The 26,169-nt window shown below is 60.7% G+C and carries 22 protein-coding genes; 17 read left to right on the top strand and 5 right to left on the bottom strand.

Annotated features, from left to right (window positions below; all coding sequences use genetic code 11):
* The first annotated feature begins 5 nt into the window (after positions 1 to 5).
* The 11 genes from BSZ35_RS11040 (at position 6) to BSZ35_RS20050 (ending at position 11,234) form a co-directional block, all read left to right on the top strand.
* The gene (locus BSZ35_RS11040) at positions 6 to 839 is read left to right on the top strand and encodes a sulfotransferase domain-containing protein (protein ID WP_181149298.1); all 834 of its coding nucleotides are present in this window, start codon (positions 6 to 8) and stop codon (positions 837 to 839) included.
* 69 nt (positions 840 to 908) lie between these two features.
* Positions 909 to 1,727 carry a sulfotransferase domain-containing protein gene (locus BSZ35_RS11035; RefSeq protein WP_105012484.1) on the top strand — a complete coding sequence of 273 codons (819 nt, stop codon included), beginning with the start codon at positions 909 to 911 and terminating at the stop codon, positions 1,725 to 1,727.
* Positions 1,728 to 1,735: 8 nt separating this feature from the next.
* Complete coding sequence (locus BSZ35_RS11030) at positions 1,736 to 2,740, top strand: glycosyltransferase family 4 protein (RefSeq protein ID WP_105012483.1); 1,005 nt, start codon at positions 1,736 to 1,738, stop codon at positions 2,738 to 2,740.
* A gap of 393 nt (positions 2,741 to 3,133) precedes the next feature.
* Positions 3,134 to 4,099, top strand: a complete 966-nt coding sequence (locus BSZ35_RS19555; protein WP_219846628.1) for a hypothetical protein — start codon at positions 3,134 to 3,136, stop codon at positions 4,097 to 4,099.
* Between the two features lie 65 nt (positions 4,100 to 4,164).
* Positions 4,165 to 5,397 carry a glycosyltransferase family 4 protein gene (locus BSZ35_RS11020; protein WP_181149296.1) on the top strand — a complete coding sequence of 411 codons (1,233 nt, stop codon included), beginning with the start codon at positions 4,165 to 4,167 and terminating at the stop codon, positions 5,395 to 5,397.
* The gene (locus tag BSZ35_RS11015) at positions 5,394 to 6,407 is read left to right on the top strand and encodes an SGNH/GDSL hydrolase family protein (RefSeq protein WP_105012480.1); all 1,014 of its coding nucleotides are present in this window, start codon (positions 5,394 to 5,396) and stop codon (positions 6,405 to 6,407) included. The genes BSZ35_RS11020 and BSZ35_RS11015 overlap by 4 nt, the downstream gene beginning before the upstream one ends.
* A gap of 93 nt (positions 6,408 to 6,500) precedes the next feature.
* Entirely contained in the window at positions 6,501 to 7,727 is a 1,227-nt protein-coding gene (locus tag BSZ35_RS11010; RefSeq protein WP_105012479.1) for a glycosyltransferase family 4 protein, read from the top strand.
* A 27-nt stretch (positions 7,728 to 7,754) separates the two neighbouring features.
* Positions 7,755 to 8,624: a sulfotransferase gene (locus BSZ35_RS11005; protein ID WP_105012478.1), complete on the top strand. Its 870-nt coding sequence runs from the start codon at positions 7,755 to 7,757 to the stop codon at positions 8,622 to 8,624.
* Between the two features lie 22 nt (positions 8,625 to 8,646).
* The gene (locus tag BSZ35_RS11000) at positions 8,647 to 9,828 is read left to right on the top strand and encodes a glycosyltransferase (RefSeq protein WP_105012477.1); all 1,182 of its coding nucleotides are present in this window, start codon (positions 8,647 to 8,649) and stop codon (positions 9,826 to 9,828) included.
* Complete coding sequence (locus tag BSZ35_RS10995) at positions 9,825 to 10,610, top strand: glycosyltransferase family 2 protein (protein ID WP_105012476.1); 786 nt, start codon at positions 9,825 to 9,827, stop codon at positions 10,608 to 10,610. Before BSZ35_RS11000 ends, BSZ35_RS10995 begins: the two co-directional genes overlap by 4 nt.
* A 9-nt stretch (positions 10,611 to 10,619) precedes the next feature.
* The gene (locus BSZ35_RS20050; RefSeq protein WP_272483054.1) at positions 10,620 to 11,234 is read left to right on the top strand and encodes an acyltransferase; all 615 of its coding nucleotides are present in this window, start codon (positions 10,620 to 10,622) and stop codon (positions 11,232 to 11,234) included.
* 245 nt (positions 11,235 to 11,479) lie between these two features.
* Here the strand turns inward: BSZ35_RS20050 and BSZ35_RS10985 are convergent, their stop codons facing one another.
* The 5 genes from BSZ35_RS10985 to BSZ35_RS10965 form a co-directional block, all read right to left on the bottom strand.
* The gene (locus BSZ35_RS10985) at positions 11,480 to 11,773 is read right to left on the bottom strand and encodes a GIY-YIG nuclease family protein (protein WP_105012475.1); all 294 of its coding nucleotides are present in this window, start codon (positions 11,771 to 11,773) and stop codon (positions 11,480 to 11,482) included.
* Positions 11,774 to 12,337: 564 nt separating this feature from the next.
* The gene (locus BSZ35_RS10980) at positions 12,338 to 14,764 is read right to left on the bottom strand and encodes a polysaccharide biosynthesis tyrosine autokinase (RefSeq protein ID WP_105012474.1); all 2,427 of its coding nucleotides are present in this window, start codon (positions 14,762 to 14,764) and stop codon (positions 12,338 to 12,340) included.
* A gap of 522 nt (positions 14,765 to 15,286) precedes the next feature.
* Entirely contained in the window at positions 15,287 to 16,381 is a 1,095-nt protein-coding gene (locus BSZ35_RS10975; RefSeq protein WP_181149294.1) for a PAS domain-containing sensor histidine kinase, read from the bottom strand.
* Positions 16,382 to 16,394: 13 nt separating this feature from the next.
* A complete protein-coding gene (locus BSZ35_RS10970) occupies positions 16,395 to 17,213 on the bottom strand; it encodes an alpha/beta hydrolase (protein ID WP_105012472.1) in 819 nt (272 codons plus the stop codon).
* A 779-nt stretch (positions 17,214 to 17,992) separates the two neighbouring features.
* The gene (locus BSZ35_RS10965; protein WP_105012471.1) at positions 17,993 to 18,556 is read right to left on the bottom strand and encodes a hypothetical protein; all 564 of its coding nucleotides are present in this window, start codon (positions 18,554 to 18,556) and stop codon (positions 17,993 to 17,995) included.
* Positions 18,557 to 18,783: 227 nt separating this feature from the next.
* On the opposite strand from BSZ35_RS10965, the gene BSZ35_RS10960 reads away from it, so the two are divergent.
* The 6 genes from BSZ35_RS10960 (at position 18,784) to BSZ35_RS10935 (ending at position 26,062) form a co-directional block, all read left to right on the top strand.
* Positions 18,784 to 19,350 (top strand): hypothetical protein, encoded by a 567-nt coding sequence (locus tag BSZ35_RS10960; protein ID WP_105012470.1) that lies wholly within the window; start codon positions 18,784 to 18,786, stop codon positions 19,348 to 19,350.
* Between the two features lie 482 nt (positions 19,351 to 19,832).
* Positions 19,833 to 21,089 (top strand): glycosyltransferase family 4 protein, encoded by a 1,257-nt coding sequence (locus tag BSZ35_RS10955; protein ID WP_105012469.1) that lies wholly within the window; start codon positions 19,833 to 19,835, stop codon positions 21,087 to 21,089.
* A gap of 183 nt (positions 21,090 to 21,272) precedes the next feature.
* A complete protein-coding gene (locus BSZ35_RS10950; RefSeq protein WP_105012468.1) occupies positions 21,273 to 22,259 on the top strand; it encodes a GDP-L-fucose synthase in 987 nt (328 codons plus the stop codon).
* 25 nt (positions 22,260 to 22,284) lie between these two features.
* Positions 22,285 to 22,692, top strand: coding sequence for a four helix bundle protein (locus tag BSZ35_RS10945; protein WP_105012467.1), 408 nt, complete (start codon positions 22,285 to 22,287; stop codon positions 22,690 to 22,692).
* A 49-nt stretch (positions 22,693 to 22,741) separates the two neighbouring features.
* Positions 22,742 to 23,884, top strand: a complete 1,143-nt coding sequence (gmd, locus tag BSZ35_RS10940) for a GDP-mannose 4,6-dehydratase (protein ID WP_105012466.1) — start codon at positions 22,742 to 22,744, stop codon at positions 23,882 to 23,884.
* 255 nt (positions 23,885 to 24,139) lie between these two features.
* Positions 24,140 to 26,062, top strand: coding sequence for a hypothetical protein (locus BSZ35_RS10935; protein ID WP_181149293.1), 1,923 nt, complete (start codon positions 24,140 to 24,142; stop codon positions 26,060 to 26,062).
* The last annotated feature ends 107 nt before the right edge of the window (positions 26,063 to 26,169 follow it).

The following is a 26,169-nucleotide window of genomic DNA, read 5'->3' as shown; positions in this document are numbered from 1 at the left end:
AGAACATGACGCTTCCCACCTTTTTGATCTGCGGAGCCCATAAGGCCGGCACGACCGCTTTGTACAAGTTCCTTGACCAGCACCCCGGGGTGTTGATGAGTGAGCCGAAGGAGACGGATTTTTTTGGGCGACACTACAACCGGGGATGGGAGTGGTTTGCGTCTCACTTTGAGGGGTACGAAGGACAGGATGCGGTAGGAGAGGCATCGAGTATGACCATGGCCTCGGAGGAGGCGCCCGAGCGGATTGCCGAGAGGTTGCCAAACGTGAAGTTGATCTTCCTGCTCCGTAATCCAATCAGGCGAGCGTACTCGCACTATTACTACCACCTCTATACCGGCAAGGCCACCACCCCTGCCTCGTTCGGGGAGGTCATCCGGGATCAAAACAGCGAGTTTCGGGACGAGATCATTCGGCTCGGCCGATACGACCGGCAAATTCCTCGCTTCGACGATTATTTCAACCGCGACCAGATGACGATCATCCTGCAGGAAGACCTGCAGAGCGAGACCACGTCGGTGGTCGAGAATGTGTATCGATTCATCGGGGTGGACCCAGACTTTGACCCGGCGACTGACACGTACAACGCGACGAAGCATCCAACCTCACCAGGTCTTTTCTACTGGGCTCGTCGGGCGTGGCAGCCATTGGAGGCGGTAGGACAAGCGATAGCTCCGGTGGCAGTCGATGTGCTCCGCGAGAAGGCGCGAGACCTTTTTACGAACCGCGACCGCCCCGGAATGGAACCGGAAGCACGAACGTATCTCCGGGATGTGTACAAGGATACGATTTCGTGGACCGAACAACGTTTGGAATGTGATCTTTCTCATTGGAGGTGAACTCAGGTGAACAAGCCCATCGAGAAGGGCAAGACTGGAGAGATAAGCAGCACAGTCTTGCCTAATTTTATGATTATAGGTGCAGAGAAGGCAGGGACAACTGCGTTGTCTCAGTTTCTCCGACAGCACCCAGATGTCTGCTTTAGTCTTCCCAAGGAGACATGGTTTTTTAACCGCCGGTACCACAAGGGCATTGACTGGTTTGCGTCTCACTTCGAGCACTGGGATGGGGAGACCGCCATCGGGGAGGGCACGGCACGTCTCCTGCAGAGCGAGGAAGCACCTGCGCGGATTGTAAACCACATTCCGGACGTGCAGCTGATCTGCCTGCTCCGGAATCCCATCGACCGGGCGTTTTCGCAGTATCACTTTTATCTATATACGGGGAGGGCCGACCCCGATCAGTCGTTTGGCGAGCTAGTTCGGGAGCAGAATACGGAATTCGGACGGGATCTCGTCAATCAAGGTCGTTACATCAACCACCTGCGACGCTACGAACGCACATTCAGGCGAGCCCAAATCGAGGTCGTCCTACATCGGGACCTTCGGCGACATCCCAAGAAGGTTGTCCAACATTTATATGAGACCATTGGGGTTGATGCGTCGTTTGTCCCTGATGTCGAATCGCGTCACAACGTCACGAAGTATCCCACTTCCCGCACGGTGTATGCCACGCTTCGGAACGCCTGGCAAATCGTATTCTCACGCGCTGAGACGTACTTCCCGGACGCGATCGACACACTTCGATCCTTCGCCCGTCGTGTGTTGTTTGATACCAGCAAGCCGTCAATGGCGGAGGAAGATCGGGCCTATCTCCAACAGGTCTATGAGGATCCCAACCGGGAGCTTGAGAGGTGGTTGGGAAAGGACCTCTCGCATTGGAAATAGCCTCCACCATGAACATTCTCCTCGAAAGCCGAGCGTTCTACCCGTCCGTCGGCGGCCTAGAAATGATGAGCCGGGTGCTGGCAACCGCCTGGCAGGATGCTGGGCACGCAGTCCGGGTGGCGACAATAACGCCCCTGGAGGGCGAAGATGAGCTCGACGACCTGACGGTGGACCGGAATCCCTCGTCCGCCACGATGCGGCGCCACGTCCAGTGGGCCGATGTCTTCGTGCAGAGTGGCGTCTCCCTACGGAGCCTTCACGAACCACTGTTGACGGGCACACCAATGGTGATCATTCATCACGGACTGTTATCCGGCCCTGAAACCCCTACCCTTCGGTCGTGGCTCAAGCGAAGAGCCTCCTACCTCGGGGTCAATGTCGCGGTTAGCCGAGCCGTCGCTAATACCGTACCTGGACCCACCATTCGTATTCCAAACACCTTTCGTCCTCTCTTCGACCAGTTGGATGTTGAGGATGAACAACGAAATGGACTACTGTTCGTCGGTCGCCTCGTCTCTGAAAAAAGGGCCGACCTTGCAATTTATGTCCTTTCACGCCTCCGGAAACGGGGCTTTGACATAACACTCACGATCTGTGGCGACGGACCTGAACGAGATGCATTGGAACAGCGAGTAGAAGAAGGGGGTGTGCGAGATGCCGTGAAGTTCACGGGATGGACCGAGCCCGCTGATTTAGCTGAGTATTATCGGACTTCGGAATTGCTGCTTGTTCCCTCGAGTTCTGAAACATTTGGGGTTGCGGCTCTGGAGGCGATTGCAAGCGGGTGTCCCGTGGTGGCGTCGGAGACTGGCGGTCTGCCGGAGGCAGTCGGCGACTGTGGGCTGGTCGTGCCTCCCGACGATCCGGAGGCTCTAACCGACGCCGCCGAACGGGCACTACTTTCGGACGTACGTACGACCCTTAGGGAAGCGATGCCGTCACACGTAGACCGTCACCGCATTTCCCGCATTGCATCTGATTACCTTCATCTTCTGCGCCGAGTTGTTTATTGAGATAGTAAGATGAAGCTCTGGAAATGGCTTGCCGGTCTTTTTTTTCTGCTTGCAGTGTTCGATGGGGCACTGCGGAAATGGGTGTTTCCTAGTCAGTCGCTCCTCTTCTACATACTGAAAGACATCGTTCTCGGAGTAGCCTTCACTCTCTTCGCTCTTGGACGAAACTCACGGTGGTATCCCCAGCCCATTCGGGGAACATGGTTCCCTGTTCTACTTGGCCTGTATGTGTATGTCGTCATTCTGCAGGCCTTCAATTTCGTTCAGCCGAACGTGGCGGTACGGGTGCTTGGGCTCAAAGCCCATCTGGCGTATCTCCCGCTCGTGATCCTTTTACCAGCGCTGCTCGCCCATTTGCGAGAATGGACGCCCGATCACCTTATTCTGGTATACATGGGGCTGGTTGCTCTGCCGGTGATGCTCCTTGGGATCTACCAGTTCTTCCAGCCCACATCGAGCTGGGTCAACCAGTATGTTGCAGATACCGCCAACATATCGACGGTCGCGGGACGACCGCGGATTACGGGAACGTTTGCATACATGAACGGCATGTCGGCCTTCATGATATTCAACACGATCCTGGGATTTGCGGTGGCCGTGGCGGGATTCCTCACGAAACGTCGACTGCTCACCTGGGGCGGTGCCATTTTCTTCGGTGTGTGTCTTGTCGTACTACCGATGATCGGGTCCCGCGGCCCGGTTCTCATTCTTGGAATTCTCATCGCCGGCATTGGACTACTTCTTCTAGGTCAGAAGAGGGGAGGAACGGCGCTCGTGCTGAGTGTAATCCTCGTTGGGGGACTGGTGTTTGGTATTACAGCGCAGACGAATCTGGATGAGGGATGGATGGCCTTGCAGGATCGCGTCGAGACTGCGCACGATGATCCGTCGAAACGAACGATTAACACGCTCTTGGGCCCCCTTAACGGGCTTAAGCGAGCAGGAATTCTCGGGTATGGGGTTGGGACGTTTCACCAGGGGGCCCCTCGCCTCGTATCTGGGAATCAGGGGCGATCGTGGATCCCGGGAGGATATGTAGAGAATGGGGTCATGCGTCTCGTCCTCGAGCTTGGGGGAATCGGGTGGCTCGTGCTCTTCGGTTTGAAATGTTTTGTGGCCTGGATGGCTTATCAGGTATTCCGCGCCGCGAACTCCGCATTCGAGGTGGTTGTGGGCATTGTCGGTGTCGGAAAAGGCATCACCCACATTCTCTTGCCTGTCATATTCACGAATATGGCAGCCATCACATACTGGACCGTCGTTGGCTTCGTGATATACACGTGGAGCTATCAGCAAGTGCGGACAGACGCGGTTCCTCCACAGAAAACACCTGTGGAGGCTGCGACCGCCACAAGATAACTACACTTGTCACGGCACGCATCTACTCAGCACGCGCTCGGCACCTCGCGTTTTCGATTTCCCCAATGGGCAAACCACGCATCCTCGTCACTCACCCCGGCCGGCAGCACTCTCATCAGTTGGCCCGGGCGCTAAACGCACAGGGGCACCTGGCGGAATACTGGACGGGCGTACCCTCGGCTCTGCCCAGCAGCAAGGGGCCGCTGTACTGGCTGCTGGCCCGTCGGAGTCCACAGGACACATTGAAGATGCCAGGCCACGTTGTGCAGCACTGCTACGTCGAGCCGTTCGTCCGGCGCGTAGCGCAGGCCGTGTGCTCACCCGCCCGGGCGGTGGTGTGGCAGCACCGAGCCATGGAATGGTTCGACCGTTGGTGTGCAGCCCGTCTTCCCAAAGACGTGGATGCCGTCGTCTGTTACGAGAACGCGGCGTTCCATACCTTTCGGACGGCAAAGCAGCAGGGGGCCACGACCATTCTCGATGCCGCAAGCTTTCATCACGAGTGGCAGGACGCGGCGTACGAGCCTCTCGAATCGGAGGAAGCTCACAACCGAATTACGAAGCACAAAGACCGAGAGATTGCCCTCGCCGATCACGTGTTGACTGTATCCGAGCTTGCCCGAGAAAGCTACGTCGAGGCAGGTCTTCCGAACGAACAGGTGACAAGCGTGCCGATGGGAACGAATCTCTCAGACTTTGCCCCTCCGGAACAACCGCGACCTGAGAGACCGAGCGACCCGTTCACATTTCTTCTCGTTGGACATGCCGACCGTCGAAAAGGCGCCGACGTTCTGCTAGAGGCGTCCCAGTTGCTACACGGCGAGGGAGTGAAACATCAGGTACTGGTTGCAGGAAAGGGGGATGAGAGCCTCTTTGAAGATAGTGGCCCAAAGATTGACCGGCTTGGATATCTGAATCGTGACGAGCTGGCCCACGCCTACCGGCAGGCCGACGTACTCGTACTCCCCTCGCGATTCGACTCCTTCGGCCGTGTGGTGGTGGAAGGCATGGCCACGGGTCTTCCCGCTCTCGTGAGCGAGCACGTGGGAGCGAAAGAGGTGGTGACGAACGGCGAAAGTGGATGGGTCCTGCCCGCCGAAGACGTAGAAGCACTGGCCAATCGAATGCGGTGGTGCGTCGAACATCCTGAGGCTGTTGCCGACATGCGAGAGGCTGCCGTTGCGGCTGCGAAAGACTACACATGGGACGCATACCGCCGACGTGTCGTCCGTCATCTGGTTGAAGTGGTGAATCCTTCCTCGTCAGAGAACCGAGCGAAAGAGACTGGTCAGGAATGAAGTCTAGATGGGCACGATACACAGCATATACGGGAATAGGGCTCTTCCTGCTGGCAATTCTCTTTGAAGTGTCACTACGGGCCGGATTGGGGCTGGGGACACCGCCGCTCCTTCAGGCGGACTCGACGATCGGGTACGTGTTTCAGGCGAATCAGAACACGTACAGATTCACGAATCGCGTGCACATCAACGGGTACCACCAGCGCAGTGAGAACCTGATGACCCGACCGGATTCCACGTTCACACGTATCCTCTTTCTGGGGGACTCGGTGACGTGGGGAGGCGTACTAACGGATCAATCCCAAACGATTCCGGAGGAGACCGAAGAGATTCTGGATCGCCAATGTAAAACACCGGTTGAAGTCCTGAACGCTTCAGCCGGATCGTGGGGTATTGGGAACCTGAAGGCCTACGTCGACCGGTATGGACTCTTTGAGAGTGACGCCGTGATTTTGCAAATCGGTACCCACGATCTAGTACAGGCGAAAAGCACGGGAGAGATCGTGGGCCGCCATCCCTCCTATCCAAACGAAAACCCGACACTGGCGATCGGGGAGTTGGGAAGGCGCTACCTGTGGCCGCGCCTTCAACCATACCTGCCTGAATGGGGGAGCAAGGCACAATCATCGAATTCTGACACACCTTCGAACACACCTGAACCCGAGGCTCGGCTGAAACAAAATCTCGATTCCCTTCGAGCGCTGGTTGGTGATATTCAAGCGGCCGAGACACCAGTCGTAATCGTGCATACCCCGAACAGGGGCGAGGTTGTCGGAAAGATAGAAGGACCTGAACCATCAACCCGGAGACATCAATTTCTTCAGGTTGCAGATTCAATGCACGTGCCTGTACTCAATCTCGCTCAGGGATGGGCCCGGAGATCTGGAGTGAAAAAATTTTACCGAGACCACGTTCACTTAAATGAACGCGGGAACGCTGCAGTCGCCGACACGCTTACTGAGTTCATGAGTGGCTGCTACCACCGACTCTGTGATTCATCGGGACCCTGATGATCTCTGACTATTACGGAGGCCCTCCACTGCCGAGATGTTAACTCGCCCGGTTCCGATTTCGGCCCAGACAAAACCAAGAAACGGGTTCGTATGAATTCCACGGCGAAGCCAAAAACAATCGCCATCGTCGTCCCCGATCTCTCCACCTCGGGCGGGGTTGCAACAGTCGCCCACTTCCTCCGCGACTTGATCTCGGAATCTAACCGGTACGACGCAGATGTCATCTCCGTGGCGCTCGGCTCAAGTGACCGGGCCAGTGTTCATCTGCGAGCGCCGTCGACGTGGGCCGACGGTGTCCAGGTACGATCGGAGTCCGTGAACGGCGTATCCTATGACCACGTTGGAGCGTGGGCGTCAGAGATTGAGTACTTCCGCTACCAACCCCGGTCGATACTCACGGAGCGCCTGAACCAGTACGACCTGGTGCAGGTCGTGGCCGGGACGCCGGCTTGGGCCCACGTGTCTCGGCACGTGGCTCCCCCAGTGACCCTCCAGGTAGCCACGCTGGCGCGGGAGGAGCGCACGTCAGCCCTCGATGGACAACTGCATCCTGCAGCCTTGTGGCGTCGGTGGATGACACGAGTCACTGATCGACTCGATCACACTGCGCTCCAGCACGTCGACGCGATTTTCGTTGAAAACCAGTGGATGTATGACCACGTCGCCGACCACGTGCCAGCCGACGACGTGATTTTCGCCCCTCCGGGCGTGGATACAGAACAGTTCACACCAGGCCCACCACCTTCCGATGGCGAATATATTCTGTCTGTGGGCCGGTTCGCGGATCCGCGGAAGAACGTTCAGCTCTTGTTCGAGGCATATGCACAGTTGAGCCAGTGCATTGATGAGCCACCTCCGCTCGTACTCGCCGGTCGCTCGACCCCGTCCCCCGGCGCCTGGAATCTTGCTAAGGAACTTGGCATTCGATCCGCAATCACGTTTCGAGCAGACGTGTCGAAGGATGAGCTTGCGGACCTATACCGCAACGCGGCACTTTACGTGGTCTCGTCCGACGAGGAGGGCCTTGGGCTCACCATCTTAGAGGCAATGGCAAGTGGTCGTCCGGTGGTGAGCACGGCGTGCGGTGGCCCGTCCACGACGGTGCTTGACGGAAAGACGGGACTACTCGTCCCGGTCGGCGACGCTGAAGGCCTTGCGGCCGCAATGCAAGACATCCTCAGTGCTCCAGCTCGCGCCGATACGATCGGGAAGCGGGGACGCGAGCGAACAGAGGAACTCTTCTCCCTGGAGGCCACCGGCCAACGCTTTCTGAACACGTACGCTCAGCTTCTAGCCTCCCCCTTACCATTGGGCTAGTAGTACTATCTGAAAAGAGTCTCATCCATGAACTGGAGACACCTGATCAAAAATGTTCGCCATCCTCTAAAAGCTTATCTTCGAAATCCGTATCATCTTGTGAAGAATATACTTTGGAGGTGGCAGCCCTCCACGTCAACCGAGAAGCACATTTTTGTGGTCGGAGCACCTCGGAGCGGGACCACGCTCCTGCAAGTACTGCTTGGAAATCATTCTGCGTGTTGTACGTGGGAGGCAGAAACGGCGGCTTTCACGTGGCAGAATGTGTTTATCTCACAGCGAGGCATTTTTGGACTGGAACCGTCCCGTGTGGAGAAACTCTTCGAGGAAAATGCAGACCTCGTCGCGTTCTTTGACGCAGCCGCTCATGCATTCAGGAGTGAGAGGGGGGGGCAAATTCTCGTAGAAAAAACGCCACAACACATTCTACAGACGGCGTTTTTGGTAGAGCACTTTCCAAGATCAACCGTCATCCACATCCACCGGGATGGGCGAGACTGCTACCGATCGGCCCGCTCGGCCTCCATCCCGCATGGCGAAAGTGTAGACGAGTTTGCTCGGTACTGGGCAAAATGCATTCGAGCGCGCCTCAGCGTAAATACGGAACAGGTTGTCGACATAGCCTACGAGGACTTGGTGTCGGCTCCAGAGAAGGAATTGGTGTTGCTCATGCAGGCGGTCGGACTTCCATTCGAGGAAGAACAATTGTCGATGACCCGTCGAGCTGAAGATCCGCGTGCTCATCACGACAAATTTGATCGACTCAACCGGTCCATCGATGCATCGAGCGTTGGTCAATGGAAAGACGAACTCAATCAAACTGAAATCCAAGAGTTTGAGCGGATCGCTGGAAAGCAGCTTAAGTCACTTGGCTATGATCTCGCCATTTCTCGATAACACGTCCCATCGAGTCTGGTAAATGTCGCTGACCGTCGTTCACATCGTCGGAAGTACCCGCGCCGATCACGGCGGGACGTCCCGCAGCGTACCGGCGCTCTGCGAGGCCCTGGACGCGGAGGGCGTTGAGGTACACTTGGTGACATCCATCCCTGCAGATCCGACGGCGGACCAGGAACCGATTCTTCCCGGTGGCGACGTACACGTTCACTGCATCGAGGAGCGAACCCGTTTCCAGCGCACGCTCCGGAGTCCACTCGGCTTCTACCACCGCCTGTGGGATATCGTCGAAGAAGTGGAACCCGATGTGATTCACGACCACGGGGCGTGGCTGCCCAGCAATGCTATATCGGCCTGGGTGGCGCGGTGGGCCGGTGTGCCTCTCGTCGCTACACCACGGGGCATGGTCACGAACTGGTCGCTGTCGCATCAGGCCGGGAAGAAACGGGCCGCGTGGCACCTGTACCAGAAGCACATCTTTCGCCAGGCCTCGCTCTTCCACGCCACGGCGCCGGCGGAGGTTGAGAATCTGCGCGCCCTCGGTATGTCCCAACCCGTCGCTGTGGTTCCCAACGGCGTTGAGTTGCCCAGCACGCTGCCCGAGGACGGGACATCGACGGACGGAAAGCGAGCCCTCTTCCTGTCGCGCATTCATCCGAAGAAGGGCCTGCCGATGCTGCTGGACGCGTGGGCGGCCCTGCGGCCTGAGAGGTGGACGCTGGAGCTGGTTGGCCCCAGTGAAGATGACCATCGGGTGGAGCTGGAAGCACAGGCCGCCGATTTGGGGCTGGACGGAACGGTCGTGTTTTCGGGACCGGTCCCCGACGCCGACAAGTGGCACAAATACGCTGCTGCAGACCTGTTCGTCCTGCCCACCTACAGTGAGAATTTCGGCATTGTCGTGGCCGAGGCCCTGGCCGCGGAGGTGCCCGTCCTCACGACGACGGGCACCCCCTGGCAGGAGCTGGAGAAGCACGACTGTGGATGGTGGGTCGAACCGGAACCGGACGCGATCCGCGAAGCCTTACATGCGGCACTGCACCGAACGGACGATGAGCGAAAGACGATGGGACGGCGGGGACGACAACTCGTGGAATCCACGTACACGTGGCAAGCCGTCGGGGAGCGGATGCAGACCGCCTACCAGTGGCTTCTCGAAGAGAATCCCGCGAGCGTATCGTTCATTGATGATTCATCCGGATGAATGTAGAGGAAATCACCCCCCTCCTCCTTACCTACAACGAGGAGGCCAATATCGGCCGCACGCTCGACCGGCTCACCTGGGCCGAGCGCGTGGTAATCGTCGACAGCTACAGCGACGACGCGACCGTCGAGCTAGCGGACTCCTTCAACAATGTTGACCTCGTGCAGCGTGAGTTCGACAACCACACGAGTCAGTGGAACTATGGGCTTGATCAGATCGAGAGCGACTGGGTCTTGTCGCTCGACGCCGACTATCAGGTTCCGACTGCATTTGTAGAGGAGATGACGGCGTTGAATCCATCCTCCGACGTTGCAGGCTACCGGGCGACGTTCACGTACTGCGTTTTCGGAAGTCCCATCCGTGCCAACCTGTACCCCCCACGCGTCGTGCTTTTTCGCAAGAAGGTGGCGCGGTACGTGCAGGACGGCCACACGCAACGGCTGTCTGTGGATGGAGCCGTAGAAGCCCTCGACACCGAATTGAAACACGACGACCGAAAGCCCCTGGATCGCTGGTTTGACAATCAGCGCCAGTACGCCCGCTTAGAAGCGGAGAAGCTGCGGGACAGCGGCGACCTCGACCTTCCGGACCGGCTGCGACGAACCGACGTGCTCGGCCCCCTCCTCGTCCCCCTCTACTGTCTCTTCGGGCAAGGGCTAATCCTCGACGGCTGGCCCGGCTGGTACTACACGCTCCAGCGCACGTACGCCGAGCTCCTACTGACCCTTACTCGTCTGGATACCCGGCTGCGCGATTCAGCCGATGCCCCTCGTGATGAATGACGGCCTTCCATGAGCAACGCCTGGACCAAAGTCCGCAACATGCCCTGGACGGCGACCCTGGAGCTGCGCCGCCGCCTTGCCTGGCCCCTCGTCCGCGCCCAGTTCGCGTGGCACGGCATTTCCTGGGGTCAGGACTGGAAGATCTTTGGGCGACCCATCATCCAGAAGCACCGCGGCAGCCAGATCGAAATGGGCAACGGGCTCACCCTCCGCTCCTGGCCCCGTTCCAATCCCCTCGCCCCCACCGCGCCCGTCGTGCTGTCCACCCGCCGGGCTGATGCCGCGATCGACATTGGCACGAACTGTGGCTTTACGGGCACGACCCTCGTCGCCGCTGAGGAGATACAGATCGGCAATCGGGTGCTGGTGGGCGGCAATGCGTCCATCGTCGACTTCGACTTTCATCCCCTGACCCCGGAGGCGCGCGCTGAGGATATCAACGCCGGCGCCGCCGCGCCCATCGTCATTGAGGACGACGTGTTCGTGGGCATGGAGAGCCTCATTCTGAAGGGCGTCACGATTGGCGAGGGGGCCGTCGTCGGGGCCGGGAGTGTCGTCACGCAGGATGTGCCGCCGCGGACGGTGGTGGCGGGCAACCCGGCAACGGTGGTGCGCGAACTGTGACGGTCGGCCGTCGCAAAGAGCGACGCCGATTCATATTCAGAAGACTCCTCGACTCCGCGTTGCTCCGCTCGGAGTGACGTGTGTGCTCAGAACTGGCCGGGTTGACATCTTCCAGAGGGACGAATGGGGCGAAGGCGCCAGTCATGCGCACCATCGTCATTCCGACTGGAGGGCCGACAACTGTCGGCCCGGAGTGGAGGAATCTTATTACCGGAAGCGGAGACGTTCGAAATGGAGCACTGCCGTCACTCCACCGGGGGCGAAAGCGTCTCCAGGTCGGGATTCTCCCTTCGAATGAGCGCGTCCTTCTTCTCCCGTCTCCACCCCTTGAGTTGCTTCTCCCGCTCGATGGCCGCGGTGGAGGTCGGGTACCGCTCGTAATACACGAGGTCAAACACATTGTACCGGGTCGTAAATGCTCCGTCCCGCCCGTCGCGGTGTTCTCGGAGACGACGTCGGAGGTCATTGGTCATTCCGATGTACAGGACCGTCCGGTGCCGGTTGCTGAGGATGTAGACGTAGTACGGCGGATTGGGCATGGCTCCGGCTCCGGGGACGCTTCGACGGGCATTAGGATGTGTAGACACTCTGCCCCCCCCAATCCATAACGCTTCCGGCAGGGTCCGCCCAGAACGGAAGTCGGACTTTTTCGACGTGAGAAGAGGTGCACGAGATCAGTGGCCCCTCCCCGCAATGAGACTCCTCGGCTCCACTGCGCTCCGCTCGGAGTGACGAGTGTGCTCAGAACTGGGTGAGTCGGTCTCCTTCGAACGGCACGAAGGCGACCGGACGATCCTCTCTTCCTGTAGTGCCCCAACACTCTTGGAATGCAGATGTCAGGAACGCGAGCATACGAACTCGCACAGAACAGCCATTATAGCGTCGTTGGACTCCAACGACGCTACACAGAGAATATTGACCTTTGCAGAAGACGGTAAATCCAGTGCCGGGGTGTGTCGCTCCTGCGGTTAATCTCGCAAAGGCACAGTCCAGCGGCGCTACAATAAGCCTTGCCCTTCCCGAATAAAGCGATCGGAGAAGGAATGCGCCCCTCGCCCCCGCGCCTCTCTCCTATTGCCGGTGAGCACACCGTACGGAGCTGCTCATCCCTTCACCACGCGCCGCAGGCCCTGCGAGACGCGGCGACGCCACCGCGCGGCTCGGTCCTCTTCCGCTCGGGTCGACGGGTACGAATAGGACGTGTATCCGTAGGTCGTACTGGGCGACGGACGGTGACGATTGAGAAGAGCCGTCACACTGTGCGGGCACACGGTCTCCAGCCGCGTGCGCACGTCCCGAAAGGCACTCTGATGCGTGTCGCCCGCCGCGGCGAGGAGGAGCACCAGGTCGGTCAGGGCCGCAAGGCGAAAGGTGTCATCGTAGAGCAGCGCCGGCGGCGTGTCGAAGAGCACCACGTCCCACTGCTCGGTAAGCGTCTGAAGTTGGGGCTCCACGTGGGATTCCTGCAACAGAAGCGCGGGCTGCGGGACCTCCGTCCCGGCGGGCAGGACGCCCAGCCGTCCCATCTGCTGTTGCTGGGTGCGCTGCAGGAACGCGTGCGCCTCCCCATCTGCCCCCCCAGGAGTCTCCTGTGCCTCGTCGGGCGCGTGCAAGAGCCGTATTCCGTCGTCAATGTCGGCGAGCCGGTCGGTGAGCCCCGGTGTGCGCTCGATGTCGAACATCTTGTGCAGAGTCGGGCCCTGCAGGTCCGCATCCACGAGGAGCACGTCGCGCCCGGACTCGCTGAGGGCCACTCCCAGATTGGCGGTGGTCGTTGTCTTGCCCTCCCGGGCGCCGGGGCTCGTGACGAGAAGCGTGGTCACCGCGTGCGGAAGGCCGAGCCGGACGTTCGTCGCGACGTGCCGATACGCCTCAGCCGCTGGCGAAAAGGGCGAGGCAATGCCCGGCCAGTCGGACCGGTCATTGTCTGAATCCGGAATCATGTCCGGCTCCCACTCCGGAATGGCTCCAAAGAGCTCGTTCGGACTGCGCTCAAGATCCTCGGGCTCCTCCACGACATCGTCAAGCCGATCGTACATCAGCACGAGGCCGCAGCCGCCCACGCCGCCCAGCAGAGTGGCCAGCAGGACCTTGCTCCAGACCTCGGGGGCGATGGGCGTAGACGGGGGGCCAGCACGCTGGATGATACTCGCCTGTTCGGGTGTCGACTCTTCCGCCACCTGGGCCCGCTGGAGACTTTTCGACAGCGAGACGAAGAGCTCTTTCGTCGTGCCCTTGCGACGGCGCAGCCGGGCCAACGTACGGTCGGGCGACTGCTGGAGGGCCGCCCGGTGCTCGTCCAACCGCTCGTTGAGCACCTCCTGCCGGGCCGAGAGGCGCGTGATGGCGATGCGGTGCTTCGTGATTTGCTGCCGCAGGTCCACCACGGACGACAGGCTCCCGCCTTCGCTCCCCCCCATCGGGTTGATGGCGTCAGTGGAAAGCGCCTGGTTCACGTACTCCTTGGCCAGTCGGTTGGCCTTCTCCCGGAGCGATTCTAGGCGGGCCTGCATGTTGTCCACCTGGGCCTGCATCTCGGCGGAGAGGATCTCGTTTCGCGCCTTGACGGCCTGCAGGTCGGACTCAAGATCCGCAATCTGTTCGTGCGTCTGCCGGAGCCGCTCCGATGTCATCGAGGCCGCCCGGTCGGCAAGGTTGGGCCGTATGCGACGGAGACGCGCCTCGGCCGAGTCGAGAAGCGCTCGCTCCATCTTGAGATCGAGTCGCACCTGCCCCTTCTGCACCCGCAGATCCGAGATCTTCTGGGCAAGCTGATTGGCCTCTCCTACAATCCCGAGCCCGCTGTCGGCCGGACTGAGAAGGCCGAGCTGGCCGCTGGCCCGCACTCGCGCAGCAATCGAGTCTTCGAGCGCCTGCAGCTGGTCGTGGAGCGTCTCCTTCTGCTGCTCGAGAAACTGCCGGGTGCTCCGCATCCGGGCGCTGTTGGTGCGGCGCAGATGGTCGCGATACACCTTGGCATAGGTGTTGGCCACGAGAGCGGCCTCTTTCGGGTGTGAGCTCGTCACGCTGATCCGAAGGGCCGGCACGTCCTGCGCGTCCCGACGTACGCTCACAGCCCCGTGCAGGCGGGCCGCAAGGGCGGCCTGTGAGCGCGGCGTGCCCGCCGCCGTCCAAAACAGACTTGCCCCCTCGTTGGGCTGGAGCGAATCGGCGCGGGTGCGAAGCACTCGGGCCACCTCCCGCGCGAATACCTGCGAGTTGCGCAGAAAGTATAGGTCGCGCCCCACCTGGTTGGACGGCTGAACCGGAAGAAATTCGGCCATCCGCTCCGGACGGTCCGTCTCGTTGAGGAGCAGGGCTGTCGTGGCCCGGTACTGCCGCGGCTGGCTCTGGTAATACAAGTAGGCCGCCCCGCCGAGCAAAACGACGAGACCAAAAATCAACCATTTGCCCCGCCACAGCGTGTGGAGATGCTCTTGGGGCGACGCGCCCCCGGTCGGGGCCGATGCCTCCGGGTAGAGTGAGCCCATCTCAGAAATGCGTTCAGGCGATCCGTTCGAAGAAGACATCAGGAAACGAGGAGACACTCGGAAGAGCAGAACAGGCGAGAGCCATGTCCATCGAGCCGCTGTGCCGCACGAGGCGCGGGTAGGCCCCCCGCCGAAAAGAAATGATGCGGCGACACGAAATCCGTCCCCATGCTGTCCCCCGCCGAGAAGACAAGGGGAAACGGCCCAATCTCATGCAAAGTGAAGGTTGGGCGAAGGGATGAGTTCCCCCTGCGGCCGGCCTTTTTCCAATCGTCTGCTGTGACCATTCCAAAGGGATGGGGACGGGTGGGCTCCTTCGCTACCTCAAGATCCTGTCATCGCGAGCCAGCGGACGAGCCAATCGCGAACGTCCCCTCATTCTCAACGATTCCCGTAAAGGAGTGCGGAAGTGGGCACCTGTAAAGAAGGGGTTCGGGAACCGGTCGGCAATACGTACTTCATCGTAACGGCAATGTGAAGACCCGTACGGTCATTCCGGACTCCGCACAACGCCGCCGGTGATAGACGGAGGCTCTCCCAATGCGGGCTCGGCTCGTCCCGCTACGCCCCGTGCGGTGGGGCAGTGAGCGGAAGGGTCACGGTGAACGTGGAGCCCTCTCCTTCTACGCTCTCCACAGCCAGGCGTCCGTTCATGGCCTCCACCAGGTCCTGACTGATGGCCAGTCCGAGCCCAACCCCGCTGTCCAACTCTGACCCTGCCCCCTCCTGTGCCTGCACGAAGGGGTCGAAGATGTGCGCCTGCTTCGACTGCGGAATGCCGTGCCCGGTGTCGTGCACATGGATCTGTGCCGTTTCCTCCGTCGTGTCCACGCTCATAGACACGGTGCCCCCCGCAGGCGTAAACTTAATCGCATTCGTGAGCAGGTTAAGCAAAATCTGCTGCAGACGATCAGGATCGGCCTGCACGTACAGATCGGGCGGACACGAGGCCGGCTCGTACGTCAGGTTGGCCTCGTCGAACCGCACCTCCACCAGCGACTCGGCCCGAGCCAACACCTCCGCCATCGAAACGGGCCCCGGCGTTACGTCGACGGTGCCCGCCTCTAGCTGGGCAAAACCGAGAATGTCCTCGATCAGCGTGCTCAGGTAATCGGCCGCATCCTCGATCCGCTGGAGATAGTCCCGCTGCTCGTCGGTCACCGTCCCGCGCACGCCCATCGCCAGGTACTGAGACAGGCTTTTAATGGTGCTGATGGGCGTTTTGAGCTCGTGGGAGACCGTCGACAGAAACTTATCCTTTGCCCGGTTGGCCTGCTCGGCGGCCTGTTTGGCCTGCAAGATTTCGTCCTCGTACTGGTTTCTTTCCTCGAAGGGAACGAGAACGAGGTCGTTCACGGTGCACCCGTCGCGCTGCGTTCGCTTCCCGTTCAGCAAGCAGTTCAGATCATCGCCCGTGCGGGTTTGAAGGGACAGATACACCTCATCAATGTGCCCCTGCATCTTGAGGAGGGGAAAGAGGTGCGTGTGGTAGAAGAGTTGTGCCCCAGACGTGAGCAGCGTCTCGACGTGTGTGCCCTCCACCTCCGTCCGGGAACGACCCGTAAATCCCAGCAGCGTCTGATTGACGGCCTGAATCGTGCCGTCGTCCGTGAACGAGACGAAGCCGCAGGGAGCAGTGTCCAGGAGCGAATCCATATCGACGGTCGCGTTACGTCGACCCGTTGGGCGAGAGATAGTCTTGGATGGCATCTGTTGTGGCCGCCGGGTGACTCAGATGCGGACAGTGGCCGGCGGCATCGAGCATGGCCAACGTCGTGTCCGGCAGGTGCTTTTCGAGGTATCGGCTCACCTCGGGCGGAGCGACAATATCATCTCGGCACTGCACGAGGAGGGACGAGACCGGCACCTCCGGCACGGCGTCGCGGTAGTCGGACAGGAACGTAACCTCGGCAAACTGGCGCGCAATGTGGGGATCGGTGGAGCAAAAACTCCGATCGAGCTCCTCGACCACGTCGTCGGCCTCTTCGGCCTGCTGCATGAGAAGGGAGGCAAAATAGTCGGCCCACCCCATGTAGTTTTTGTCCATCATCTCCAAAAGCCCCTCCAGGTCCTCCCGCTCGAAACCGCCGTAATAGTCGGGCGGGTCGTTGAGATAACACGGCGACGTGCCGATGAGCACGAGTTCCCCGAAGCGGTCGGGCTGCTCAATGGCAGCAAGCATGCCGATGACGGTACTCACCGAATGCCCAACAAAGATCACGTCGTCCAGGTCCAGGGCCTCACACACGTCGAGAACGTCCTGCGCGTATCCGTCCAGCGAATCGTAGCGGTCGGGATCATAGGCACTGAGATCCGACTCGCCTGCCCCTACGTAGTCAAAAAGAACGGCCTGGTAGTCGTCCTCAAAGCGTGGGGCCACGTATCGCCACATGGTCTGGTCACACCCAAACCCATGGGCAAAGAGCATGGGCCGGCCGTGCTCGCTGGCAATCCTCACGTTGTTGCGGTCGATAATGTCGCCAGCCATGTCGCGGAAGTGAATTGATGGTACGAATGACGTGCCCGATGCTGAGCGGAGGAGTGTGGATACGGGAATATGGGGGTGGAGATTCCAAAGGGGGGGTCAGACTGACGCGGGCCCACTCGATGGACGAGGGGGTCGTCCTGGGACACATGCGCGTTCTCGTCTCGCAGCCGCTAGTGGACCGTTACAGATGAACATGCGAGTTGAGGCCGCGATCTCAAAATTCCCAAATTACGGCACGTCATTTCGAGCAAGGATATCTCAGAACGGCTTGTGCTATATGTCGACGGTATGTGTGCCCCTTTCCAAACGTCAGAAAGAAGCTTTTTTTGTCGTCCCAAACTTGATTTGGGACCCATCCGACTGGACGAGGAGGTCTCCGCAATCGGTAGATGGGCTCCAAATCAAGTTTGGACATCTAGATGCTGGGAATCCCAGATTCCCTGGAGCGACGGTTGTGATGTTTTCCTTCGGAAGAAGCAGTCTTCCAAAGCCGTGCACATGCCTTGCCCCATAGCACAACGCGTTCTCAGATATCCATCGTCGAGAAATATCCCTACCGAAGTCCATGGCTTTTGAAAGGCTCCTCGGCTTTGGCAATCTCAGATTGCCACGCTCGGATCGACCTGCCAGGGGAATTTTGAGATCGCTTAGAACAGATAAATGACGTGTAACAGTCCGCTGGCGTCGCTGCAGTATGCTGTCGCCCACCGACGCTGTATATCGGGACGAGCAAATGGACAAGAAGCCCCTTCGTCAAAGCTGCTGGACGAGACGGCCGGCTACCACGGGAGTTCTCCGTACAGGACATTGCCGGGCGCCTGCGGATCGTTCGACAGATAAAACTCCTTCACGGCCATAACGAGATCCTGCTCCGTGAGCACGCCCGTGTCGTCGCGGTCGAGGCGATCGAAGGCGGCCTTGCTTTCCGGCACGCCCCACGCCTCCAGCCACGCGGCATACTCCTCTTCGGTCACGTGTGCCGTATCGGTCATGTTCATGGCCTGGAAGGTCCCCCGTGCCGCCCGCTCAAGGCTTTGGATCGTTCGTCCCTTCTCCTCCTCGGCCTGGCGGACACTGGCCTGCAGCGCCTCCCAGTACGTTTCCCATTCTTCGCGCGTCACGCGATCGTCGTCGTCCAGGTCGGCGACCGCGCAGAGATGCTCCCACCACGCCATGACCCGGTCGCGGAGTTCGGCCTGTGCGTCGAAGTCGGTCACATTTCGGGCCTCAGCAAGCCGTTCGGCTCGTATTTCAAAGTCGCGCGCATCCACGAGGCCGTTGTCGTCCTCATCAATGAGGGCGAAGTAGTGCGAGGCCTTCAACTCCTGCAAATCACCAAGCATGGGCACAGAATCATTCGTCCGGGGGGACAGCGACGGCGTGTGCATACGTACATGCGGGTCCCGGAATGGGTTGCGTGTGACAGGGCTGCTTGTTGCAGCACGAGGGGACTCCGAGCCGCTTGTTGGCAAGAGCACGAGAAACATAGGCGAGGGGGTATGGAACCCCATCCTGTCGCTCTGCTTTTCCTCTCCCTCCTCTATTCTCGATCACGGCCCCTTCACTGCCGATGAGCGATCCCGCCGCGGGCTCCCTTCAACACCTTCGAGCGGAGTGGCGCGAGCGACTGCGCCAGGCGTGCGACGATGCGACCGCGCAGGTAGACTCGTTGGGGCCGGCGGACCTGCGGGCGCTGCGCGCGACGATCGACGAGGAGCTGGAGACCCTGCGCGAACAGTTGCCGGATCCCGGCCCGATGGCGGCCACGGGCCCGATGACGGCGGAGGAGCAGGCCGCCCACGTCCAAACGGCTCTCCGCTACCATGCCCTTACGGTCCGCCGACAGGTGATCCAGCACGAGCTGCGTCGCCGCGCGCTCGGTCCCGCCGGAATCGACGAAACGGTCGAGGTGCCCCCCACCACCCAACAGTACGCGACCATAGCGTGGAACGTGATGGGCGAGCCGGACGTCGAGACGACCGACGCCGTGTTTCGCGAGGTGGCGCGCCGGGCGGAGGACGACGTGCACCTCACGACCGTCGAGATGTGGCTGCGGGAAAAGAACCCACATCATCCGGAGGCCACGGAGGGACGCTGGACCGAACTGCGGCGCGCCGTGCTGCTGGCCTCGGCGTGAGATGTTGCTCGGAATTGTCGACCAATAAAAGACATTCGTCTCCCCAACGATAGATGTGGAAAGAACAAGAAATGTTTGGATAGATCATAAAACCCGACCGACAACGTTGCGAATGGACTCGTATACTGTTATCGAGACAGAGTCCCGGTCCCTTGAGAGATTGGACGGGCTCCCTTCTCGACGGGTCAATCCCGCGGAGGGCGTCAGGTGCTAAGAGGCTCTAACAAAAATGGCAAGTAGGGTTTAGCGACTCTCCCTCGTCGCTCCAGGGAATCTGAGATTCCCAGCATCTAGATGTCCAAACTTGATCTAGGCAATCTAGATTGCCAGAACCTATCCAACGATCGGTGAGCCCTCACCATTCGGGTAGATGGGCTCTGAGTCAAGCTCAGAGCGACGGTGTGCCAGGACGGTATTGTTAGAGGTTCTAAGTCGAATCCGTTCGTCAGCGCTCTCCCCGACCCGGGAAACATGTCCTTCCATTGCACCTTCTCCTCCGACGACCTCGCCGCTTCTTTTGTAACCGTCCCACTCCGACTATCCCTCACCTCTGCGTCCTCAATCGCGTCTACCCTCCTGTTTCAGGCGCCACCGGCACCCTCCTCTCCGAGCTTACGCCGGCCCTCGTCCGTCGCGGCTGGCGGGTCACAGTGCTCACCGGCCCGGCCCCGGATGCTCCTCGTACCGAAGTGACGGAGGATGGCGTGCATGTTGAACGAGTTCGTGCCCTTCCCTTCACCCGGGAACGTACGTGGCAACGGGGACTGGCGTACGCGTCTCTTTTTCCGGCCTTCGTGGCACGCGCTCTGCAAATTCCAGCGCCGGACGTGATCGTCACCAAAACAGACCCGCCGATGCTCAAGGTGCTGGGCCCCCTTCTGGAGCGACTCACGGGCGCTCGAACGGTTCACTGGGCGCAGGACCTGTATCCCGAAGTGGCTGCGGGCGTCGACGTCATCGGGACCGACGGGCTCCTCGCTCGTACAATGCGCCGCCTGTCGACCTGGGCGCTTCGGAATCATCATCACGTGGTGGCCGTCGGACGCTGCATGCAGGAGCGTCTCGTCCAGGAACGGGGACTTTCCGAATCAAAGGTATCGGTCATTCCAAACTGGCCTCCATCAGAGGTTGCCCCCATCCCCCACGACCAAAATCCATTTCGGGACCAGCATGACCTGCACGACCGGTTCGTGGTGATGTATTCGGGCAACATGGGACTGGCTCACCCCTTTGACGCCGTGCTCGACGCCGCCGCCCGCCTTGCAACCGAGCAGCCCGAGGTCCTTTTCCTCTTCGTGGGCGAAGGCCCCAGAAAAGACGAGCTACAAGCCCAGGTCGACCAACGCTCCCTATCGAACGTCCGGTTCCTTCCCTTCCAGCCCCGCGAGAAACTTGCCCAGAGCCTGAGTGCAGCCGACCTCCACCTCGTCACGATGGAATCGGAACTCGAAGGACTTGTGGTGCCGAGCAAGCTGTACGGAGCCCTAGGGGTGGGACGACCTGCCCTTTTCCTTGGCCCTCCCGGCAGCGAGGCCGCCCGCCTGGTTGAGAGTCACAACTGTGGCACGGTGCTTCCGTCCCCCTCCGGCCTTCGCCTCGCAGAGGCCATTGAGGAATGGCACGCAGATCCCAATCGCTGGGCCGAGGCATCTGAACGCGCCCACCGTGCCGTATCCAGCGCTCGGGCCGAGGCCATTGAGCAGTTCGACCGCCTCTTCCGAACAGTACTGGAGACGTAATCTCCGGAAGCTCCCCCACTTCTGGCCTAGCGGACGACCATCAAACGCACGGCTTGTCTACACCGTCCCTCCGCGTGCAGATAATGATGTCCTCAACCAAAAGAAGAACCTTTCGGGGCCCTCGCCCCTACGATACATTCAGTTTGAAATCCGGCTCCCCTCATCATCCGTCTCGATTCCAACATGCGCTTGACGTCTAGCGACGCAAAAATCTACGTTGCGGGCCACCGAGGGATGGTGGGGCGGGCCATCTGGTCGCACCTGGAAGAGGCCGGCTACACGAACCTCATCGGCCGCACCTCCGAGGCCCTGGACCTGCGGGACCCACAGGCGACGCGGGCGTTTTTTAAGGAGGAGCAACCGGACTTTGTGGTGTTGGCCGCGGCGCGCGTCGGCGGCATTTTGGCCAACGACCGCTATCCGGCGGACTTTATCGGGGACAACCTTGCGATCGAGCAGAGCGTGATTCGGGCCGCGCACGAGACGGGTGTTGATCGGCTGCTTTTCCTGGGCTCGACCTGCATCTACCCGAAGCACGCCGACCAACCGATGTCGGAGGAGAGCCTCTTGACCGGCCCGCTGGAGCCGACGAACCAGTGGTACGCGGTGGCCAAGATTGCCGGGCACAAGCTGTGCGAGGCTTACCACCGCCAGCACGGGGACGACATGTTGACCCTGATGCCGACCAACCTTTACGGGCCGGGCGACGACTTCGACCTGGAGACGAGCCACGTGCTGCCGGCGCTGTTGCGAAAGGCCCACGAGGCGAAGGGCGCTGCGCCGGACGGCTCGGACGCGCCGGTGACGCTCTGGGGCACCGGTGAGCCGAAGCGGGAGTTTCTCTACGCGCAGGATCTGGCCGATGCGGTGCGCTTTGTGCTGGAGACGCCGGAGGAGGCGATTCGGGAGGTGGCGCCGGAGGGCATGCTGAACGTGGGGGTTGGGGAGGACCTTTCGATCAACGACCTGATGGCCCTGATCCAGGAGGTGGTCGGCCACGACGGGCCGATTGAACACGACCCCTCGAAGCCGGACGGCACCCCGCGGAAGCTGGTGGACACGAGCCGCCTGGACGCGCTCGGCTGGGAGGCGGAGACCTCGCTTCGGGAGGGCCTCCAGAACACCTACGACTGGTACCGCGAACAAGAGGCGTTGAGCGTACAACGTTGAACGGGCGCTTTTCGCGTTGAGAGTCATGGCCGAACGATTTGAAGACCTCCGTGTGTGGACGTCCGCTCGAACGCTGACAAACCACGTCTACGCCCTGAGCAAGAAAGACGGATTTACGGACGACTGGACACTTAAAGACCAGATTCGCCGGGCGGCGATTAGTGTGATGTCCAACATTGCAGAGGGATTCGAGAGTCGTACGCGTCCTCAATTTATCGATTTTCTCGGAACGGCCAAGGCATCCGCCGGCGAGGTGCGGTCGCAGTTGTACGTCGCACGAGATCAGGGCTATCTTGATGAGGACGAGTTTAGAGCCGTGTCTGATTTGGCCGACAAAGTGTCGCGTCAGCTCTATCACCTCATCCGGCACCTAAAGAATCGGGACGACTCCGGTCGCGCCCGTGAGGATCCCCCGGAATACAGCACAGAGTAACGTTCTGCGTTGCACGTCTTCCGTTCTACGTTCACCGTCGCACACATTCATGCCAACCGACAAAGAAGTCACGAGCAAAATTCCGAAGGACCGCGCGGGCGCAGACCGTCCGGTGGCCCTGATTACGGGCGTTACCGGGCAGGATGGCTCCTACCTCGCAGAGCTCCTTCTGGAGAAGGGCTACGAGGTGCACGGCATCAAGCGCCGGGCCTCGCAGTTCAACACCGACCGGATCGACCACATCTACACCGATCCCCACGAGGAGGACGTCGACTTTTTCCTTCACTACGGGGACCTGACCGACTCGACGAACCTGATCCGGATCGTGCAGGAGACCCAGCCGGACGAGATCTACAACCTGGCGGCCCAGAGCCACGTGCAGGTCAGCTTCGACACGCCGGAGTACACCGCGGAGGTCGACGCGCTGGGCACGCTTCGGCTGTTGGAGGCGATCCGGATCCTGGACCTGACGGAGAAGACGCGCTTCTACCAGGCCTCCACGTCGGAGCTTTACGGGGAGGTGCAGGAGGTGCCCCAGACCGAGGAGACGCCCTTCTATCCGCGCAGCCCGTACGCGGCAGCGAAGCTCTATGCCTACTGGATCGTGGTCAACTACCGGGAGGCTTACGGCATTCACGCCTCCAACGGCATTCTCTTCAACCACGAGAGCCCGCGGCGGGGGGAGACCTTCGTCACGCGGAAGATCACGCGGGCGGCGGCTCGCATTCAGGCCGGCCTGCAGGAGAAGACCTATCTCGGCAACTTGGATGCGGAGCGGGACTGGGGCCACGCCCGCGACTACGTGGAGGGGATGTGGCGGATGCTTCAGCAGGAGGAGCCGGAGGACTACGTGTTGGCGACCGGGCGGACGACGACGGTGCGGCGGTTTTGCGAGATGGCCTTCGAGGCGGCGGGGATGGAGTTGGTCTGGGAAGGAGAAGATGAGGACGAGGTCGGGTACGACGCGGAGAGCGGGCGGCCGGTCGTGGAGATCGACCCGCGCTACTACCGCCCGACGGAGGTGCACCAGCTGCTGGGCAAGGCCGAAAAGGCGCGGAACGCACTTGGATGGTCTCCCGAAATCACGTTAGAAGAACTTGCACACGACATGGTCGAGAAGGACCTGGAGGAGGCACGGAAAGTAGTTGCCGTTTCGAATCAACATGAACAATACGAAGAGTCTGACCTGTAGCCTTGGTGCCAACGGGTCTCACAGCCCAGACTTCATAATCGGCACCGTTTTTGATCAGTAACAAAACTGCTTCTCCTCCTGGAACCTCTCCCTTCCGAGACCGCCACTGTGAAATTCTACGCTAGATCTCGGAACTCTTCATAAGAAAGCTTCGAGGCCTCTATCCTGAGGGACACCTTTCAGGCTTGATTAACGGTGATGGGTGTCGCATCTCATTTCGCCTCCAATCCGTTCCCGTCCTTATTGCTACACTGCATGTCTTTCTCGCTTCTTCCATTTGACGGCTCCCTCCTGAACGTGTGGGGATCAGTCCTCTCGGGATCCGTCCGTGGGTATTCACTCGCCCCTTGGATCGGAGGAAGTCTTGCCCTTCTCACAAGTCTTCTGATTACGCCCCTCGTTCTGCGGGTGGCCCGGCACCGCGGATGGATCGCCCATCCCCAAACGGACCGCTGGCACGACCAGCCGGTCGCCCTTCTGGGAGGGATTGCTATTTTTCTCGCCGTAGCGACGGGCATTCTGGGGGGCGGTGCCCTGCCGACCTATACCTGGCCGGTGTGGCTCGGCGCCTGTCTGATCTTCGGCGTAGGCCTTGCCGACGACCTCTGGGATGTCCGTCCCGAGGTTAAACTCCTCGCCCAGGTGAGTGCCACTGCCCTTTTGCTTTACGCCGGCCATGCCTTCTGGCGAGGCGGTCCCTTCTGGGTGTCGATCCCACTCACCTTTCTCTGGATCATCGGGGTCACGAACGCCGTCAACCTCATCGATGGCCTCGATGGGCTTGCCGCCAGTCTCACGGCGGTGACCGGTACAGCCCTCGCGGTGATCGGGGGCGTCATTGGACAGTTGGGCCTCACCGTCGTCGCGGCAACGCTGACGGGAGCTAGCCTGGGCTTTCTCGTATACAACGCCAAGCCGGCCCGCATTTTCATGGGGGACTGTGGAAGCCTCTTCCTCGGCTATATGCTGGCCGTGGTCGCCCTTGGGGTCCAGAGTACCGGTGAGCCGATTACCGGCACGCTCGTGCCTGTCGTGGTGCTGGCCGTCCCGATCTTCGACACGACGTTTGTGACGGTGACGCGCATTCTGGGCGGACGCCGCGTCACGAAAGGCGGAAACGACCACACGCACCATCGCCTCGTCCGCCTTGGGCTCTCGGAGCGCGGTGCCGTCATTGGACTCAGTGGCATCAGTGCGGTCTTTGCGCTGGCGGCCCTTTCGCTCCTCTGGAGCACGGCGCAGCTCTTCCTGGCCCTCATCCTGCTTGGAGGAGTCGCAAGCATTCTGTTCGGCCTGTACCTCGTCGGGAGCCGGTCGTACGATCCGCCTGCGCCCCATACGCCCAGTCTCACCGAGAAAATCGGGGCTCTGATGCGGGCCATCGCCGGGGGCATCTACTGGAAATCGCTCGGCGGCATGGTCGCGGACCTGTTGGTGGTCGTCGCCTCATTCATCGTGGCCGTGCACCTGCGATTCGGGGGCACCCCGCCGGCCGCTCAGATCGACCTCACGGTGCAGGCCCTTCCCTGGATCGTGGTGCTAAAAATTGGCGTCTTCTACCTGTTTGGGCTGTACCACGGCGTCTGGCGGCACGCCGGCACGCCGGAGGTGGTGCGGCTCGTGAAGGCCTCTACCCTGGCCTCGGCGGGCACGCTCGGGGGGGTGTTCGTCCTGTACGGCCCCGAAACGGTGTCTCTGTCGGCCCTCATTCTCGACTGGATCATCGCAACGGGTCTCGTTGGGGCTACGCGGTTCGGCTTCCGGGCGCTCCGCCAGTATTTTGCCGTGCAGCGCGGCGGCGGACGACACGTCCTCATCTACGGAAGCACCGATCCCTCCCTCCTCGTCCTCCGCCACCTCCGCCACCGGATGGATCGCACGGTCGTGGGCCTTCTGGACGATGATCCCTCCCAACACGCTTTACAAGTACAGGGAGTCGAGGTGCTGGGGAGCACAGAGGATCTCTCGCACCTCGCCGCGACCTACGACGTGGACGAAGTGATTGTGCCTATCCGAAACACCTCGGAGGCACAGCGGACGCAGATTGCCCGCACCTGCGCCGACGCAGGCCTCGCCTGTCAGCACTTTGCCTTCCGCCTGGAGCCCGCCGTGGAACCGCAATCGGCTCTTCCTCCCGGAGACGGAGCCCGGAATGCGTCGCGTTACCCGACGTCCTGAGCCTGCGCTGACGTCCCTCTCATCGTGTCCGACCCTCGGCGTCCTGCCTCTCCCGCCGCAACATTCGGGGCGAACGCAGATCCGACCACGCCGTACATAGGGATGTC

This window comes from Salinibacter sp. 10B, assembly GCF_002954405.1.
GTDB lineage: Bacteria > Bacteroidota > Rhodothermia > Rhodothermales > Salinibacteraceae > Salinibacter.
This window is presented reverse-complemented; position numbering and strand designations above follow the sequence as displayed.

Coding starts and splice junctions, on each gene's coding strand:
- BSZ35_RS11040 (WP_181149298.1), top strand. CDS start 6: ATGACGCTTCCCACCTTTTTGATCTGCGGAGCCCATAAGGCCGGCACG.
- BSZ35_RS11035 (WP_105012484.1), top strand. CDS start 909: ATGATTATAGGTGCAGAGAAGGCAGGGACAACTGCGTTGTCTCAGTTT.
- BSZ35_RS11030 (WP_105012483.1), top strand. CDS start 1,736: ATGAACATTCTCCTCGAAAGCCGAGCGTTCTACCCGTCCGTCGGCGGC.
- BSZ35_RS19555 (WP_219846628.1), top strand. CDS start 3,134: ATGGGGCTGGTTGCTCTGCCGGTGATGCTCCTTGGGATCTACCAGTTC.
- BSZ35_RS11020 (WP_181149296.1), top strand. CDS start 4,165: ATGGGCAAACCACGCATCCTCGTCACTCACCCCGGCCGGCAGCACTCT.
- BSZ35_RS11015 (WP_105012480.1), top strand. CDS start 5,394: ATGAAGTCTAGATGGGCACGATACACAGCATATACGGGAATAGGGCTC.
- BSZ35_RS11010 (WP_105012479.1), top strand. CDS start 6,501: ATGAATTCCACGGCGAAGCCAAAAACAATCGCCATCGTCGTCCCCGAT.
- BSZ35_RS11005 (WP_105012478.1), top strand. CDS start 7,755: ATGAACTGGAGACACCTGATCAAAAATGTTCGCCATCCTCTAAAAGCT.
- BSZ35_RS11000 (WP_105012477.1), top strand. CDS start 8,647: ATGTCGCTGACCGTCGTTCACATCGTCGGAAGTACCCGCGCCGATCAC.
- BSZ35_RS10995 (WP_105012476.1), top strand. CDS start 9,825: ATGAATGTAGAGGAAATCACCCCCCTCCTCCTTACCTACAACGAGGAG.
- BSZ35_RS20050 (WP_272483054.1), top strand. CDS start 10,620: ATGAGCAACGCCTGGACCAAAGTCCGCAACATGCCCTGGACGGCGACC.
- BSZ35_RS10985 (WP_105012475.1), bottom strand. CDS start 11,773: ATGCCCAATCCGCCGTACTACGTCTACATCCTCAGCAACCGGCACCGG.
- BSZ35_RS10980 (WP_105012474.1), bottom strand. CDS start 14,764: ATGTCTTCTTCGAACGGATCGCCTGAACGCATTTCTGAGATGGGCTCA.
- BSZ35_RS10975 (WP_181149294.1), bottom strand. CDS start 16,381: ATGGATTCGCTCCTGGACACTGCTCCCTGCGGCTTCGTCTCGTTCACG.
- BSZ35_RS10970 (WP_105012472.1), bottom strand. CDS start 17,213: ATGGCTGGCGACATTATCGACCGCAACAACGTGAGGATTGCCAGCGAG.
- BSZ35_RS10965 (WP_105012471.1), bottom strand. CDS start 18,556: ATGCTTGGTGATTTGCAGGAGTTGAAGGCCTCGCACTACTTCGCCCTC.
- BSZ35_RS10960 (WP_105012470.1), top strand. CDS start 18,784: ATGAGCGATCCCGCCGCGGGCTCCCTTCAACACCTTCGAGCGGAGTGG.
- BSZ35_RS10950 (WP_105012468.1), top strand. CDS start 21,273: ATGCGCTTGACGTCTAGCGACGCAAAAATCTACGTTGCGGGCCACCGA.
- BSZ35_RS10945 (WP_105012467.1), top strand. CDS start 22,285: ATGGCCGAACGATTTGAAGACCTCCGTGTGTGGACGTCCGCTCGAACG.
- gmd (WP_105012466.1), top strand. CDS start 22,742: ATGCCAACCGACAAAGAAGTCACGAGCAAAATTCCGAAGGACCGCGCG.
- BSZ35_RS10935 (WP_181149293.1), top strand. CDS start 24,140: ATGTCTTTCTCGCTTCTTCCATTTGACGGCTCCCTCCTGAACGTGTGG.